General features: G+C 70.3%; 15 protein-coding genes and 1 tRNA gene. 13 read left to right on the plus strand and 3 right to left on the minus strand.

The window, feature by feature from the left end; genetic code table 11:
• Window positions 1-131 precede the first annotated feature (131 nt).
• The 6 genes from KVF89_RS14980 (at window position 132) to KVF89_RS15005 (ending at window position 3,580) form a co-directional block, all read left to right on the plus strand.
• A tRNA-Trp gene (locus KVF89_RS14980) sits at window positions 132-204 on the plus strand.
• Window positions 205-263: 59 nt separating this feature from the next.
• Window positions 264-527, plus strand: a complete 264-nt coding sequence (gene secE, locus KVF89_RS14985; RefSeq protein WP_257426647.1) for a preprotein translocase subunit SecE — start codon at window positions 264-266, stop codon at window positions 525-527.
• A gap of 46 nt (window positions 528-573) precedes the next feature.
• Complete coding sequence (gene nusG / locus KVF89_RS14990) at window positions 574-1,479, plus strand: transcription termination/antitermination protein NusG (RefSeq protein ID WP_257427613.1); 906 nt, start codon at window positions 574-576, stop codon at window positions 1,477-1,479.
• 136 nt (window positions 1,480-1,615) lie between these two features.
• Window positions 1,616-2,047 (plus strand): 50S ribosomal protein L11, encoded by a 432-nt coding sequence (gene rplK, locus KVF89_RS14995; protein WP_257426648.1) that lies wholly within the window; start codon window positions 1,616-1,618, stop codon window positions 2,045-2,047.
• A gap of 62 nt (window positions 2,048-2,109) precedes the next feature.
• A complete protein-coding gene (gene rplA, locus KVF89_RS15000; RefSeq protein ID WP_257426650.1) occupies window positions 2,110-2,823 on the plus strand; it encodes a 50S ribosomal protein L1 in 714 nt (237 codons plus the stop codon).
• Window positions 2,824-2,908: 85 nt separating this feature from the next.
• On the plus strand, window positions 2,909-3,580 hold the full coding sequence (locus tag KVF89_RS15005; protein ID WP_257426652.1) for a DUF4232 domain-containing protein: 672 nt from the start codon (window positions 2,909-2,911) through the stop codon (window positions 3,578-3,580).
• 19 nt (window positions 3,581-3,599) lie between these two features.
• On the opposite strand, the gene KVF89_RS15010 is transcribed toward KVF89_RS15005, so the two are convergent.
• The 3 genes from KVF89_RS15010 to KVF89_RS15020 all read right to left on the minus strand — a co-directional run bounded on the left by KVF89_RS15010 (window position 3,600) and on the right by KVF89_RS15020 (window position 8,506).
• Window positions 3,600-4,883 carry an aspartate aminotransferase type Ic gene (locus KVF89_RS15010; RefSeq protein ID WP_257426654.1) on the minus strand — a complete coding sequence of 428 codons (1,284 nt, stop codon included), beginning with the start codon at window positions 4,881-4,883 and terminating at the stop codon, window positions 3,600-3,602.
• Window positions 4,884-4,939: 56 nt separating this feature from the next.
• Complete coding sequence (locus tag KVF89_RS15015; RefSeq protein ID WP_257426655.1) at window positions 4,940-5,689, minus strand: hypothetical protein; 750 nt, start codon at window positions 5,687-5,689, stop codon at window positions 4,940-4,942.
• A gap of 138 nt (window positions 5,690-5,827) precedes the next feature.
• Window positions 5,828-8,506 (minus strand): helix-turn-helix transcriptional regulator, encoded by a 2,679-nt coding sequence (locus KVF89_RS15020; protein ID WP_257426657.1) that lies wholly within the window; start codon window positions 8,504-8,506, stop codon window positions 5,828-5,830.
• Window positions 8,507-8,815: 309 nt separating this feature from the next.
• On the opposite strand from KVF89_RS15020, the gene rplJ reads away from it, so the two are divergent.
• The 7 genes from rplJ to KVF89_RS15055 all read left to right on the plus strand — a co-directional run bounded on the left by rplJ (window position 8,816) and on the right by KVF89_RS15055 (window position 15,149).
• Window positions 8,816-9,484: a 50S ribosomal protein L10 gene (gene rplJ, locus KVF89_RS15025; protein ID WP_257426658.1), complete on the plus strand. Its 669-nt coding sequence runs from the start codon at window positions 8,816-8,818 to the stop codon at window positions 9,482-9,484.
• 80 nt (window positions 9,485-9,564) lie between these two features.
• Window positions 9,565-9,957: a 50S ribosomal protein L7/L12 gene (rplL, locus tag KVF89_RS15030; RefSeq protein WP_257426660.1), complete on the plus strand. Its 393-nt coding sequence runs from the start codon at window positions 9,565-9,567 to the stop codon at window positions 9,955-9,957.
• Between the two features lie 251 nt (window positions 9,958-10,208).
• Window positions 10,209-11,171: an ABC transporter ATP-binding protein gene (locus tag KVF89_RS15035; protein WP_257426662.1), complete on the plus strand. Its 963-nt coding sequence runs from the start codon at window positions 10,209-10,211 to the stop codon at window positions 11,169-11,171.
• A gap of 55 nt (window positions 11,172-11,226) precedes the next feature.
• The gene (locus KVF89_RS15040) at window positions 11,227-12,009 is read left to right on the plus strand and encodes an MlaE family ABC transporter permease (RefSeq protein ID WP_257426664.1); all 783 of its coding nucleotides are present in this window, start codon (window positions 11,227-11,229) and stop codon (window positions 12,007-12,009) included.
• Between the two features lie 5 nt (window positions 12,010-12,014).
• On the plus strand, window positions 12,015-12,842 hold the full coding sequence (locus KVF89_RS15045) for an MlaE family ABC transporter permease (RefSeq protein ID WP_257426666.1): 828 nt from the start codon (window positions 12,015-12,017) through the stop codon (window positions 12,840-12,842).
• 7 nt (window positions 12,843-12,849) lie between these two features.
• Window positions 12,850-14,109: an MCE family protein gene (locus KVF89_RS15050; RefSeq protein WP_257426674.1), complete on the plus strand. Its 1,260-nt coding sequence runs from the start codon at window positions 12,850-12,852 to the stop codon at window positions 14,107-14,109.
• Entirely contained in the window at window positions 14,109-15,149 is a 1,041-nt protein-coding gene (locus KVF89_RS15055) for an MCE family protein (RefSeq protein WP_257427614.1), read from the plus strand. Before KVF89_RS15050 ends, KVF89_RS15055 begins: the two co-directional genes overlap by 1 nt.
• The last annotated feature ends 3 nt before the right edge of the window (window positions 15,150-15,152 follow it).

Here is a 15,152-nt window from a genome sequence, read left to right on the forward strand (position 1 = left end):
CAGGTCAGCGGCAAGATGGACGTCGGTTCGACTCGGCTGGGGCCGACCCCGTAGACTCCCGGTTTGGTGGTTCTGCCCCATGGTGAGGCGCGCCCTTCGGGCGGTCGGCACACTGGTGGCGGAGGCGTCGGAGGGCACTAGCTCAACTGGCAGAGCATCGGTCTCCAAAACCGAAGGTTGGGGGTTCAAGTCCCTCGTGCCCTGCAAAGAGATGACGACCAGCCGGCCGGACGGTCGGCGCTGATGAAGAGAAGGTGAGCAGCGTGGCGGATGCTCCGGCAGTCCGTGGGGGCCGCAAGGACTCCTCGGGCGGCAAGCAGCCCGAGAACCGCACCGGCCTGGTGACCTTCTACCGGCAGGTGGTCGCGGAGCTCCGCAAGGTCGTGTACCCGACCCGGGAGCAGCTCGGCACCTACTTCGTCGTCGTCATCGTGTTCGTTCTCGTGATGATCGCCCTCGTGTCCGTCCTGGACCTCGCGCTCGGCAAGCTCGCGTTCGAGGTCTTCACCGGCGCCGACGACATCTGAGCCCGACGCGCCCGCGTCGGCTGACAACTGTTCGTTTTTTCGACAACTGATGGAGCAGCACGTGTCCGAGCAGTACGACCCGGCCCAGGCTGACGAGGCGCTCGCCGAGGCGGCGCTCGACACCGACGTCCCGGGCGTCGATGTCGCCGAGGACACCCCCGTCGAGGCCGAGGAGATCGACGTCGACGAGACCGCCGACCTCGAGAGTGCCGACGAGATCGCCGTCGTCGAGGACGACGCCGACTCCGATGAGGACGACTCCGACGACGCCGATTCTCCCGAGGCCGCCGACTCCGACGAGGAGGCGCCCGAGGCCGCCGCCGAGGACCCGCTCGAGGCGTTCCGCCGCGAGCTGTGGGCCAAGCCCGGCGACTGGTTCGTGGTGCACACCTACTCCGGCATGGAGAACCGGGTGAAGCAGAACCTCGAGAACCGGATCCACTCCCTCAACATGGAGGACTACATCCACGAGATCGTGGTCCCCACCGAGGAGGTCGCCGAGATCAAGAACGGCCAGCGCAAGATGGTCAAGCGCACCGTTCTTCCCGGCTACGTCCTGGTCCGGATGGACCTGACCGACGAGTCCTGGGCCGCCGTGCGGCACACGCCGTCGGTCACCGGCTTCGTGGGCCACAGTCACCAGCCGGTGCCGCTGAGCATGGACGAGGTCGAGAAGATGCTCGCCCCGGCCGTCGTCACCGCGGCTGCCGCCGAGGCGGAGGCCGCCGCGGCGGCGAGCGGTGGCACCGCGGCCACGCCCGCCAAGAAGCCGATCGAGGTCGCCGACTTCGACGTCAACGACTCGGTCCTCATCGTCGACGGTGCGTTCGCCACCCTGCACGCGACGATCACCGAGATCAACGCCGAGGCCCAGCGGGTCAAGGCGCTCGTCGAGATCTTCGGCCGCGAGACCCCGGTCGAGCTGTCGTTCTCGCAGATCCAGCGGGTCTGAATTTCGCCGTCCGCGTCTCGGCGCGGAAGAATGTCTGGGTTGCCTGGGCCATGGTTGCTCCACGGCCCGGTGACGCAGGTGGCAGAGGCGCACGACGTACGCCTCGTCATGACCACGAGAAGAAAGAGATAGAGGAATGCCTCCCAAGAAGAAGATCGCCGCACTGGTCAAGGTGCAGTTGCAGGCCGGCTCGGCCACCCCGGCTCCGCCGGTCGGTACCGCGCTCGGTCCGCACGGCGTCAACATCATGGACTTCTGCAAGGCGTACAACGCCCAGACCGAGTCCATGCGCGGCAACGTCATCCCCGTCGAGATCACCATCTACGAGGACCGGTCGTTCGACTTCATCACGAAGACGCCGCCGGCCGCGGAGCTGATCAAGAAGGCCGCCGGCCTCAAGAAGGGCTCGGGCGTCCCGCACAAGGAGAAGGTCGGCAAGCTGACCAAGGACCAGGTGCGCGAGATCGCGACGACGAAGCTCCCCGACCTCAACGCCAACGACATCGACGCCGCGATGAAGATCGTGGAGGGTACCGCTCGCTCCATGGGCGTCACCGTCGAGGCCTGAACAACTGTGGAAGGGCCGCGCTGGCCCGCTGACCACACCTCCTCTTCAAGTTAGGAACCACCATGCAGCGCAGCAAGACCTACCGCGCGGCTGCGGAGACGTTCGACAAGAACGAGCTCTACGCGCCGCTGGCCGCGATCAAGATCGCCAAGGCCGCCAGCAAGAAGAAGTTCGACGAGACCCTCGACGTCGTCATGCGCCTGGGTGTCGACCCGCGCAAGGCCGACCAGATGGTCCGCGGCACCGTCAACCTGCCCCACGGCACCGGCAAGACCGCCCGCGTCCTCGTGTTCGCGAACGGTGACAAGGCCGACGCCGCCCGCGAGGCCGGCGCCGACTTCGTCGGCAGCGACGAGCTGATCGACAAGGTCGCCGGCGGCTGGACCGACTTCGACGCCGTGGTCGCCACCCCGGACCTGATGGGCAAGGTCGGCCGCCTCGGTCGCGTGCTCGGTCCCCGTGGCCTCATGCCCAACCCGAAGGTCGGCACCGTGACGCCGGACCCGGCCAAGGCCGTCTCCGACATCAAGGGCGGCAAGATCGAGTTCCGCGTCGACCGCCACGCCAACCTCCACTTCATCGTGGGCAAGGCGTCCTTCTCGGAGCAGCAGCTCGTCGAGAACTACGCCGCCGCCCTCGAGGAGGTGCTGCGGCTCAAGCCGTCCAGCTCCAAGGGCCGCTACCTGAAGAAGATCACCGTCTCCACGACCATGGGCCCCGGCGTCCAGGTCGACCCCAACCGCATCAAGAACGTCACGGTCGAGGACGAGGCCTGATCCAGGCATCCAGCAGTACGACGCCCGCCGGCCCCGCAAGGGGACGGCGGGCGTCGCGCATCTCCCCGCCTCCTAGGGTGGCGGCGTGAGGACACTTCTCGGGGCGGTGGTCGTCGCGCTGGCGCTCGCGGGATGCAGTGACGACCCGGAGTCGACGCCGCCGGAGCCGGCCGAGCCGGCGGGCACCACGGCCCCGCCGGGCCTCGAGGAGGTCCCGCCGGGCTACGACGAGAGCCCCGACGGGTCCCTGCCGCCGGCGGACGACGAGCTCGACGGCGCCGCCCTGACCGCCGTCCTGCGCACCCGGTCCTCGGTGCGCGCGGACGGCCACTGCGCTCCGGACCAGGTCGCCGTCACGTTGGAGGGCCTCGACTCCAGCCTGGGGCACCGGTACTCCCGCATCGTCGTGCGCAACAGCTCGAAGGAGACCTGCGTCGTCGAGGGCGTGCCCGGCATCGGCGTGCGGGGCCGGTGGGGGTCGACCTTCGTGCCCGAGGTCGAGCACAGCGACCGCTCCATCAATGGCGACCCCGTCTCCTCGGCGTCGATCCGCCTCGCGCCGGGGGAGCGGGCAGCGAGCGATCTCGAGTGGACCGGCGACCTCGCCGGCGCCGAGGCCGAGCCCGCCTCGCTGGTCGTCGTACAGCTGGCGTCGGGCCAGCTGCCCGCGGCGGTCCCGGCGCGGGTGGGCACCGAGATCCTCGACATCGGACAGTTCACGACGATCCGGCTGACGCCGTTCGTGCCTGCTTCTTGACCGTTGCGCCCGCCCGACCTCAGGCGGTGAGCTTCTCCAGCGCGGCGAGCTCGACACACACCGCGACCCCCGCCATGGCGGCCTCCACCTCGGCGAGCACCGGGAAGGAGGGGGCGAGACGGACGTTGCGGTCGTGGGGGTCGTTGCCGTGCGGGAACGCCGAGCCCGCGGCGGTCAGCACGATGCCGGCCTCCTTGGCGAGCTGGACCACGCGCGACGCCGTACCGTCGAGGACGTCGAGGTTCACGAAGTAGCCGCCGGTCGGCACCGTCCACTCGGCGATGCCGAGGCCGGAGAGTCGCGTCGAGAGGGCCTCCTCGACCGCCGCGAACTTCGGGGCGAGCAGAGCACGGTGCTTGCGCATGTGCGCGCGCACGCCGTCGGCGTCCTTGAAGAACTCCACGTGGCGCAGGTGGTTGACCTTGTCGGGGCCGATGGCCGCGAAGTTGAGGCGCTGCAGGTACCACGCCTTGTTCTCCGGCGAGGCGGCCAGCGCGGCGACGCCGGCGCCGGCGAAGGTGATCTTGGAGGTCGAGGCGAAGATGATCGGCCGGTTCGGGTGACCGGAGGCGGCGGCGAGCCCGAGCGCGTCGGCGCTCTTGGTCTCCTCCTCCGTCAGGTGGTGCACGGCGTAGGCGTTGTCCCACAGGATCCGGAAGTCCGGCGCCGCGGTCGGCATCGCCATCAGCTCGGCGGCGACCTCGGCGGAGCAGACCGCGCCGGTCGGGTTGGAGTACGTCGGCACGATCCACATGCCCTTGACGCTCGGGTCGTCGGCGACGAGCGCGCGGACCGCGACCGGGTCCGGGCCGTCGGGGGTCATCGGGACGGTGAGCATCTCGATGCCGAGCTCGGCGAGCATCGTGAAGTGGCGGTCGTAGCCGGGCACCGCGCAGATGAACCTCACGACCGGCTCCTGGCTCCACGGTCGCGGCGAGTCCGGGCCGCCCTTGAGCAGCAGCGCGGTGAGCACCTGGTGCATCATCGTCAGGCTCGAGTTGCCGCCGGCCACGACGCTCGCGACGTCGACGGAGAGCAGGTCGGCGAAGATCTCCCGCATCTCCGTCAGGCCCTCGAGACCGCCGTAGTTGCGGACGTCGGCGCCGGACCGGTCGCGGTACGTCGACGGCAGGCTCAGCAGGTCGTTGGCGAGGTCGAGCTGGTCGGCGCCGGGCTTGCCGCGGGTCAGATCGAGCGCGAGACCGCGAGCCTTCAGCTCGTCGTAGGCGGCACGCGCGGTCGTCAGGCGCGCGGCGAGGTCGTCGGCGGACAGGGCGGACAGCGGCGGGACGGAGGAGGACATGAGGACCATCGTGCCAAGTCCGGGTCCCACTCCGCCCGCCGGTGTCCGGCGTACGGTCAGGGTGTCGACGGTGAGGCCGCGATCGCCGCGAACTTCACGTCCGTGAACTTCGAGTAGTAGCTGTCCACGCACCAGATCCCGATCGTCACGGGACCCGCGGGGACCGTCACCGTGTCGATCATCGGCGTGTAGTCGTTCCAGCCGCCCGCGAGGTTGCCGGCGTTCCGGGCGACGCTGACGATGGGTTGGTTGGTGCCGTTCACCCGGTAGCCGCAGTGGCCGGTCGCCTGGTACTGGTTGTCGGTGCGGTGCGAGATGCCCACCTGCCCGATCAGCACCAGCCGGCCGGCGGCCGGCATGGTGATGGTCGTCTCGACGCACTTCTCGAATGTCGTGGTGGTGGCCGGCGTGCAGCCACCGACCGGAGAGGACCAGGCGAGCCCCCCGAGCTGCGAGGTCCGGGCTGACGGGACGATGCCCAGCGACCCCTCCGCGATGTCGGCGCCGGTGAGCGAGTCGTCGACGACCTTGCCGCTGTCGACGGCGTTGGGGGCGATCCGGGTGCGGTCGACGGCATTGGGCGCGATCCGGCTCCCTTCGACCGCGTTCGGGGCGATCCGGCTGCCGTCGACGCCATTGGGCGCGAGATCCTTGGTCTTGACCTGGCCGTTCTTGATCGACGAGCTCACCACGCTGTTCTTCGCTGCGACGGCGTAGGCCGTGCCCGAGACGGCGATGGTGAGCGCCAGGATCGCGATGGCCTGGGAGGCGATACCGCGCCCGAGCGACCGGATGATCCGCATCATGGTGAATCCCTTCGTGGTGGTCCCGTCCGCGCCGTCCGGAGGGCGGCCACGCTGACGCTAGGAACCGCCGGTCGTCGCCTCAATCGTGGAAACCACGCAGGATCAACGAGGCCTCGACGAGGGAGCGATGCGCACCGGTCACGGGACGGGCTCGGTGCGCGGCGCGAGGGCCGTCGCGAGCTGTGAGCGCGCGGTGATGCCCAGTTTCTGGTAGGCCCGGCTCAGATGGGTCTCCACCGTGCGCACCGAGGTGCCGGTACGACGGGCCACCTGTTGGTTGGAGAGCCCGTCCGCCGCGAGCCGCGCGGTCGCGAGCTCCGCCGGGGTCAGGGCGCCGTCCTGCGTCCGCCGCCGCCCGCCGACCTTGCCGAGCTCGTCGCCGACCAGCGCGACCCAGCCGTCGGCCCCGATCTCGCTCAGCTCGGCGCTGGCCGCCTCCAGCAGCGTCCGCGCGTGCCCCCACTGGCGCCGGCGCCGTAGCGCGGCCCCCACGACGGTCAGGACCCGCGCGGCGTCGAAGGCCAGGCCCATCGCCCGGAGCTCGTCGGCCGCTTGCGTCGCCACGGCCGCCGCGACCCCCGGCGCATGGGATCCCTCGACGGCGCCGCGGAGTGCGTCGAGCGCCCGGGTGACGGCGAGCGCCCAGGGATGCTGTTGTGCGTCGGCCGCTGCCCGGAGCTGGTCCGCGACGGCCCAGGCCGCGTCGGCCTCCCCGACCGCGAGGCGGGCAGCGGCCAGCTCGAACGCGACCGGGAAGGCCCCGGGGTTCCCGACGCCCTCGCGACGGCACCAGTCCCACACCTCGCCCAGAGCCGTGGCTGCCCGGGACGGATCGCCGGCGCAGGTGGCGACCAGCCCCTCGGTGATCGACAGGTCGAGCAGCACCCAGCCGGAGTCGACCGCGCGGGCGAGCGGCCGAGTCGCGCCCAGCCACTGCTCGGCCTCCGCGCGCCGACCGCGCAGCGCGGCCAGCCGGGCCTGCAGACGCAGGTGGTCGGGACTGTCGAACGCCTCCGCGTAGCCGAACGCCTCCACCACCTCGAGCAGCTCCGTCGCGCGGTCGAGGCGACCGGCGCGCAGCTCCACCTCGGTCAGGAGCATGTTCGCCGCGAGGAAGTCGGCGTGCCCGCCGCATTCCTCGTCCGCTGCGATGCGGGCGGTCAGCAGGCGCCGCGCGCCCGCGACGTCGCCGCGCCAGCAGCGACGGCTCGCCGTCGTGACGTCATCGACCCGGTCGGAGTCGGGGAGGCCGGCCATCGCCCTGGCCCAGGAGGCGCCGAGCGTCGCCTCCGGGTCGAGCTCCACCGCCCGCTCCGCGAGGTGGACCGCGTCCTGGATGTGCCTCACCTGGGCCACCGCCATCACCGTCGCCCGCAGCGACAGGGCCTCGGCGCGGAGCGTGGGCGCGTGCGACGCGTCGGCGATGGCTCGGTCGATGTAGTCCAGGCACCGGGCGATCGACTCGACCTCGCCGTCCGTCGCGAGCAGCCACCCCCGGGCGCGCAGGTCTCCGGCGGGCAGAGCGGTCAGCTCGTGGTCGAGCAGCGCGGTGAGCTCGGCGGTGACCCCGGCCACCGACATCCGCTCGGCCAGGCGCAGGACCCGCTCGGGTCGGTCGGGACAGTCGGGGGTGGTGCGGTCGAGGGTGAGCCGGGCGAGCTCGACGGCCGTCTCCGCGCGTCCGGCGGCAGCCGCCTGCTCGGCGGCCCGGTCGAGCAGAGCGGCGAGGCGGTCGTCGTACCCGTGCGAGCCCAGCGCGCGGTGCCGGACGCCGCGCTCGGTGTCGCCGAGTACGGCGGCGAGCCGGCGGTGCAGGGCACGACGTGTCTCCGGGCCTGCCGCGGTCCACGCGGTGGCCGCCAGCAGGGGGTGCGCGGGACGGACCCGGCCGGTATCCGGGTCGATGAGCAGCAGCCGATCGTCGAGCGCTCGGGCCAGGGTCTCGGCATCCCCCAGCGCGACCAGGTCTCCGTCTCCGAGCAGCGGCTCGGCGGCCGTCGCCAACAGGAGGTCCCGCTCGGGCGCGGGGAGGTGGGCGACGCGCTGGGCGAAGAGGTCGGCCAGGTCCGTGGGGACGGGCAGGGGAGCGCCGAACGGCGGCAGCGGCCGGTCGCGCAGCACCCGGCCGATCTCCAGCGCGAACAGCGGGTTGCCCCGCGCATGATCGGCGACCCTCACGCCCAGCCAGCGCGGCAGGGCCAGATCCAGGCGGCGGACCAACAGCCGGGGCACCATCTCGTGGGAGAGCGGACCGACGTCCACGACGTCCAGCTCCCGACGCTGCAGCACGGACTCGATGGGCGTCGCGCTCTCGCCGCTGCGCCGCGTGAACACGAACCGCAGCCTTCCTCCAGCCAGACTGCGCGCGGCCTGGGCGAGGGCCTGCGTGGACTCCGCGTCCGACCACTGGACGTCGTCGATCGCGATGAGCAACGGGCCCTGCGTCGCCAGCGCCTGCAGCACTGCCGTCGTCCCCCGGGCCACGGCCGTCGCGGTGATCGGCTCGGCCGGCACCTCGCGGAGCATGGCGGCCGCCAGGGCCTGGCGGACCGGAGGGTCGAGTCGTACGTCGTCCAGCTCGATGCCGGCGAACAGGTCGGCCAGGACGCCGAACCCGAACGCCGCGCCCGCCTCGCCCACCCGGGCTCGCAGCGTGCGCCACCCGCGTGCTGCGGCGATGTCCAGCCCGGCCTCCCACAGCGTCGACTTGCCGATGCCGGGCTCACCGGTGAAGGTCAGGCCCGCGATGCCCTGTCCGTCGAGGAGCCGGGCGATCGTCCCGAGCTCGCGTCCCCTGCCGAGCACGTCGGCGTCCATGGCGTCACGGTAGCGATGGTGGACGGAGGGCGGAACCTCTCGACCCTCGCCGATCGGCCCGCGATCCGGCTCGCCACGATTTGGCCCGGGCCCGCGGGCGCCGTACCGTTGCTCCTCGAAACCTAAAGACCGCCGGTTGTCCGGGCTACCAGTCCGGACCGAAGGTTCCGCGAGAGTGGACGGCCTGCGCAGGGGATCAGAGCACCGATGACGCGGTTCCAGCCGCGAGGTCCACGCCCTGAGCGCCTGCGCTCGGGGCGTTCGTCTTTCCCGGACGAGTGCGGAGGTCTTCCATCCGGAAGGAGACCCATGGCGCGGGCAGACAAGCAGGCCGCCGTCGCGGAGATCGCTGAGTCCTTCAGTGAGTCCGCTGGCGCTGTGCTGACCGAGTACCGCGGTCTCACCGTCAAGGAGCTGCAGGACCTTCGCCGCTCCCTCGGTGCGAACGCCAACTACGCCGTGGTCAAGAACACGCTGGCCAAGCTCGCCGCCAAGGAGGCGGGCATCGACGGCTTCGACGACCTGCTGACCGGCCCGACCGCGATCGCCTTCATCAAGGGCGACGTCGTCGAGGCGGCCAAGGGTCTGCGTGACTTTGCCAAGGCGAACCCCACCCTGGTCATCAAGGGTGGCGTTCTGGACGGCAACTTCCTCGACGCGAAGGAGATCGGCAAGCTCGCCGACCTCGAGTCGCGCGAGGTCCTGCTGGGCAAGATGGCGGGCGCGATGCTCGCCTCCCTCAGCCAGGCCGTCTACCTCCTCAACGCCCCGCTCGCCCAGGCTGCCCGGCTCGCCGGCGCCCTGGAGGCGAAGGCCCAGGAGGACCCCTCGATCCTCGCAGGTGGTGCCGGTACGCCGGCCGCCGCCGAGGAGGCTCCGGTTGCCGACGAGGCTGCCGAGGCCCCCGCTGACGAGGCTCCCGCCGCGGACGACGCGGACGCGGCCGCCTCTGACGAGGGCGACACCGCCGAGGCCTGAGGCCCCGGCGTCACCACCACCTGAAACCCGGCCGGCGCGCGACGTACGCACGCCGACCACCTGAGAAAGGAACCGCCACCATGGCGAAGCTCACCACCGACGAGCTCCTCGACGCGTTCAAGGAGATGACCCTCATCGAGCTCTCCGAGTTCGTGAAGCAGTTCGAGGAGACCTTCGGCGTCACCGCCGCCGCTCCGGTCGCCGTTGCCGCTGCCCCCGCCGCCGGCGGTGCCGCGGGCGGTGCCGAGGAGGCCGCTGCCCAGGACGAGTTCGACGTCATCCTCGAGGCCGCTGGTGACAAGAAGATCAACGTCATCAAGGAGGTCCGCGCGCTGACCTCCCTCGGTCTCAAGGAGGCCAAGGACCTCGTCGAGGGCGCCCCGAAGGCGATCCTCGAGAAGGTCAACAAGGAGACGGCCGACAAGGCCAAGGAGTCCCTCGAGGGCGCCGGCGCCACCGTCACCCTGAAGTGACCTGTTCCTGACGGAACACAGTCCGGTCCCGAGGCCGGCAGGGCATCCGCCCTGCCGGCCTCGTGCGTTTTCCGGCGGCAGCCATAGCACTACTCGCGAGTTGGACGCTAGGTTCTACTCGCCAGTAAGGTGCGGGTCTCGATGGCTGGGTCGGCGTGACGCGCGCCACGGTTGCCGCGTAACGTGCGCCACGCGGCTGCGTTGATCCTTCGCAGCGGGGGCTGGCGAGCGGACGTAGGGAGAGGACGAACATGGGCGTCGACGTACAGGTCACGAACCTGACGAAGCAGTTCGGGAAGCAGCTCATCTGGAAGGGCGTGTCGCTCACCCTGCCCGCGGGCGAGATCTCGGTGATGCTCGGCCCGTCCGGCACCGGCAAGTCCGTCTTCCTCAAGGCGCTCATCGGCCTGATCAAGCCCGACGAGGGCTCCATCGTGATCGAGGGCACCGACATCGCGAGCTGCTCCGAGAAGGAGCTCTACGAGATCCGCAAGCTGTTCGGCGTGCTGTTCCAGGACGGCGCGATGTTCGGCTCGATGAACCTCTACGACAACGTCGCCTTCCCGCTGCGCGAGCACACCAAGAAGAGTGAGTCCGACATCCGTGACATCGTCATGGAGAAGATGGACATGGTCGGCCTGCTCGGCGCCGAGATGAAGCTGCCCGGCGAGATCTCCGGCGGCATGCGCAAGCGCGCCGGCCTGGCCCGCGCGTTGGTGCTCGACCCCGAGATCCTGCTGATCGACGAGCCCGACTCCGGCCTCGACCCGGTGCGCACGTCGTTCATCAACCAGCTGTTCGTCGACCTCAACGCCCAGATCGACGCGACCTTCCTCATCGTCACCCACGACATCCACAGCGTCCGGGTGGTGCCCGACCAGATCGGCCTGCTCTACCACAAGCACCTCGCGATGTACGGTCCGCGCGAGATGCTGCTGTCCTCGGACGAGCCGGTGGTGCGCCAGTTCCTCAACGCCCAGACGATCGGTCCGATCGGCATGTCGGAGGAGAAGGACGCCGACCAGCTCGCGGCCGAGAAGGACATGGACCTGCCGCCGCTCCCGCCGATCCCGCTGCAGATGGAGCCGTCCAACGGCATCCCGCGTCGCGCGCAGGCCGCGCCGGGCGCCTGGTGCCGCGCCAACGGCATCACGCCGCCTCCCGGGTCCTTCACCCGCGAGGCGGAGCACGCGTCCGGGAGCAGCGCCGGCTGAGCGAGCAGGACATCGGGGGCACGACGACACGGGATCAGGACGAAAGGGGCGCTAGGTGTCGCTCACCGCTGCACGCGTGGTCGCCCCACTCGGCGCCGCGGGCAAGCTGTTCGCCTTCGCGCTGGACGTGGGACGAGGGCTGTTCCGGCGCCCGTTCCAGGGGCGTGAGTTCATCCAGCAGGCCTGGTTCATCGCGTCGGTCACCATCATCCCCACGGCCCTGGTCGCGATCCCCTTCGGCGCGGTCATCGCGCTCCAGGTCGGAGGCCTGATCAAGCAGTTCGGCGCGCAGTCCTTCACCGGCTCCGCGTCGGTGCTGGCGGTCATCCAGCAGGCGGGTCCCATCGCGACCGCGCTGCTGATCGCGGGCGCGGGCGGCTCGGCCATCGCGGCCGATCTGGGCGCGCGGAAGATCCGCGAGGAGCTCGACGCCATGATGGTGCTGGGCATCGACCCGATCCAGCGTCTCGTCGTGCCCCGCGTGCTCGCCTGCATGCTCGTCGCGGTCTTCCTCAACGGCATGGTCAGTGTCGTCGGCGTCGGCGGCGGCTACGTCTTCAACGTGATCCTCCAGGACGGCACCCCCGGCGCCTATCTCGCCAGCTTCACCGCGCTCGCCCAGCTGCCCGACGTGTGGATCGGCATGATCAAGGCCCTCGTCTTCGGTCTCATCGCCGCGATCGTCGCCTCCTACAAGGGCATGAACGCCGGCGGTGGCCCCAAGGGCGTCGGCGACGCCGTCAACGAGTCCGTCGTCATCACCTTCCTGCTCCTGTTCGTCGTCAACTTCACCCTGAGCACGATCTACCTGCAGGTCGTGCCCCCGAAGACGGGTTAGCTGACATGGCGAACATCAAGGCGATCTACGACCGGCCGATGAAGGGTCTGGACAACCTCGGTCACGAGCTGTCCTTCTACATCAAGGTCCTGCTCGCGCTGCCGCGCTCCATCAAGCGCTACCCCCGCGAGATCCTGCGGATCCTCGCCGAGGTCACCCTCGGGTCCGGCGCCCTCGCCGTCATCGGCGGCACCGTCGGCGTCATCATCGGCATGACCTTCTTCACCGGCGCCCAGGTCGGCCTGTCGGGGTACGCCGCGCTCAACCAGCTCGGCACCGCGGCCTTCGCCGGCTTCGTGTCCGCCTACTTCAACACCCGTGAGATCGCCCCGCTGGTCGCGGGCATCGCCCTCGCGGCGACGGTCGGCTGCGGATTCACCGCGCAGCTCGGCGCGATGCGGATCTCCGAGGAGATCGACGCGGTCGAGGTGATGGCGATCCCCTCGATGCAGTTCCTCGTCACCACCCGGGTGATCGGCGGACTCATCGCGATCGTCCCGCTCTACGTCGTGGGCCTGCTGTCGTCGTACGTCGCGAGCAGGCTGGTCGTCACCCAGTTCTACGGGCAGTCATCGGGCACCTACGACCATTACTTCAACCAGTTCCTGCCACCGGGCGACGTGCTGTGGTCGTTCGGCAAGGTACTGGTGTTCGCGGTGGTCGTGATCCTGATCCACTGCTACCACGGCTACACCGCCTCGGGCGGTCCCGCGGGGGTGGGCGTGGCCGTGGGCCGCGCGGTCCGGACCAGCATCGTGGCGATCAACGTGATCGACCTGTTCCTGTCGATGGCCATCTGGGGTGCCTCGACCACCGTCAGGCTCGCGGGGTGATCGGGCGATGAACCGGATCCTCGCGGCCCACAAGGTGCTCGGTGTGCTCTTCGTGGCACTGCTGCTCCTCGGCGTGTGGCTGACCTACGCCACGTTCACGAAGAAGTTCACCGACTACGACCGGGTCACCCTCAAGACCTCCTCGATCGGCCTCCAGCTGCCCAACCGGGCCGACGTGAAGGTCCGCGGCGTGATCGTCGGCGAGGTGCTCGACGCCCGGTCCGGGGTCAGTGGCGCCGAGCTGACGCTGGGCATCTACCGCGACAAGATCGGCGTCGTACCGGCCAATGTCACCGGCTCGATCGTGCCGAAGACGCTGTTCGGCGAGAAGTACGTGTCGCTCGTGGTGCCCGAGACCGGACCGTCGGGCACGATGCGTGCCGGCGGGACCATCGAGCGGACCGTGGTCTCGACCGAGCTCGAGGAGGTCCTCTCCGACCTCTATCCGCTGCTGCGCACGGTGCAGCCGGCCGAGCTCAACGCGACGCTGACCGCCCTCGCGACCGCCCTCCAGGGGCGGGGTGAGCTGCTCGGCAAGAACCTCGAGACGCTCGACAGCTACCTCAAGCGGATCAACCCGCAGATCCCCGCCCTGCTGGAGGACCTGAAGCTGACCGCCGAGGTCTCCGACACCTACGCCGACATCCTTCCCCAGGTGGCCCAGATCCTCGATGACACCGTGAAGACGACCGGCACCATCGAGGAGCGTGAGGCCGCGCTGACCGCGACCCTGCGTGACATCCGCAGCTTCTCCGACACCGCGCGGTCCTTCCTCGACGCCAACGCCGACCGCCTGAAGCGCGCCGGTGAGCTGAGCACCGAGACCCTGCGGGCCGTCGCCCGCTACGCGCCGACGATCCCGTGCATGTCGGCGGGCATCGTCAAGGCCCAGGGGCGCCTCGCGGAGGCCTTCCGTGGCTTCGAGCTGCACATCGTCCTCGAGACGCTGCAGGACCAGCCGCGGAAGTACACGCCCGCCGACGCGCCGATCTTCGGCGAGGACCGTGGCCCCGACTGCCTCGGCCTGCCGGACATCCCGTGGAGCCAGCAGAACCCGTTCCCGCCGCTGCCGCGCCTCAACGACGGCATGAACGGCGACACCGGCAAGGGCAACCTGCGCCCGGCCCCCGGGAGCACCGGCTACACCGGCAGCCCCGACGACGTGGCCGCCCTGCGCGGCGCGCTCGACCAGGAGTACGCCGGCGCCGGATCCGACCTCAACGTGCTCCTCGCGGGCCCGCTCCTCGCCGGGGGTGAGTCGTCGTGATGCTGCGCGGCCTCGACAAGAAGACCAGCGGCGACCTGATCCGGCTGGTCGTCTTCATGGTGAGCACGGCGCTCGCGACGAGCGTCCTGATCATCACCATCGGCAACCTCTCCTTCGGTGCGACCAAGGACTACGCCGCGGACTTCGTCGACGCCACCGGCGTCAACAAGGGCGACGACATCCGCATCGCGGGCGTCAAGGTCGGCACCGTCCAGGAGATCAGGGTCATCAGCGCCGACCGGGCCCGGGTGACCTTCTCGGTCGACGCGGACACCCGGCTCGACGAGGCGACCCACGCGACGGTCAAGTACCGCAACCTGATCGGCCAGCGCTACATCTCGCTGACCCAGGAGGGAGCGGGCGGGGAGCGGCTGGGCGAGGACGACGCCATCCCGGTCGACCGCACCAGGCCGGCGCTCGACCTGACGGTCCTCTTCAACGGCTTCAAGCCGCTCTTCCAGGCCCTGTCACCCGACGACATCAACAAGCTGTCGTACGAGATCGTCCAGGTCTTCCAGGGGGAGGGCGGCACCGTCGAGGGCCTGCTGTCGAGCACCGCGTCGGTCACCCAGACCCTCGCCGACCGCGACCAGGTCATCGGGGAGCTGCTGACCAACCTCGACTACGTCCTCGACCATGTCGCGGACCGCGACAAGCAGCTGACGAACCTGATCGACAGCTTCCGCTCGCTGATCGGCGGGCTCAACGAGGACCGGGAGGCGATCTTGTCCTCCCTCGACTCGATCTCCGAGCTGTCGGTGCAGACGGCCGCGCTCGTCACCGACATCAAGGACCCGTTCATCAAGGACATCAAGGAGCTGCGCAGGGTCGCCGGGACCCTGGACAAGAACCGCGCCGAGATCGACCGCGCCCTGCAGGTGCTGCCGATCAAGCTCACCAAGATCGGGCGCACGGCGACGTACGGCTCCTGGTTCAACTTCTACCTGTGCCACTTCAAGGCCACCATCAAGGTCCCGATCCTCCCCAACCCGGTCAGCGCCACCTATGGCGCGACCGCCGACCGCTGCACGCTCGGATGAGGG

This window comes from Nocardioides carbamazepini, assembly GCF_024614185.1.
GTDB classification, from domain to species: domain Bacteria; phylum Actinomycetota; class Actinomycetes; order Propionibacteriales; family Nocardioidaceae; genus Nocardioides; species Nocardioides carbamazepini.

Coding starts and splice junctions, on each gene's coding strand:
- KVF89_RS15010 (WP_257426654.1), bottom strand. CDS start 4,883: ATGTCCTCCTCCGTCCCGCCGCTGTCCGCCCTGTCCGCCGACGACCTC.
- KVF89_RS15015 (WP_257426655.1), bottom strand. CDS start 5,689: ATGATGCGGATCATCCGGTCGCTCGGGCGCGGTATCGCCTCCCAGGCC.
- rplK (WP_257426648.1), top strand. CDS start 1,616: ATGCCTCCCAAGAAGAAGATCGCCGCACTGGTCAAGGTGCAGTTGCAG.
- rplL (WP_257426660.1), top strand. CDS start 9,565: ATGGCGAAGCTCACCACCGACGAGCTCCTCGACGCGTTCAAGGAGATG.
- KVF89_RS15035 (WP_257426662.1), top strand. CDS start 10,209: ATGGGCGTCGACGTACAGGTCACGAACCTGACGAAGCAGTTCGGGAAG.
- rplA (WP_257426650.1), top strand. CDS start 2,110: ATGCAGCGCAGCAAGACCTACCGCGCGGCTGCGGAGACGTTCGACAAG.
- KVF89_RS15020 (WP_257426657.1), bottom strand. CDS start 8,506: ATGGACGCCGACGTGCTCGGCAGGGGACGCGAGCTCGGGACGATCGCC.
- rplJ (WP_257426658.1), top strand. CDS start 8,816: ATGGCGCGGGCAGACAAGCAGGCCGCCGTCGCGGAGATCGCTGAGTCC.
- KVF89_RS15055 (WP_257427614.1), top strand. CDS start 14,109: ATGCTGCGCGGCCTCGACAAGAAGACCAGCGGCGACCTGATCCGGCTG.
- KVF89_RS15050 (WP_257426674.1), top strand. CDS start 12,850: ATGAACCGGATCCTCGCGGCCCACAAGGTGCTCGGTGTGCTCTTCGTG.
- KVF89_RS15045 (WP_257426666.1), top strand. CDS start 12,015: ATGGCGAACATCAAGGCGATCTACGACCGGCCGATGAAGGGTCTGGAC.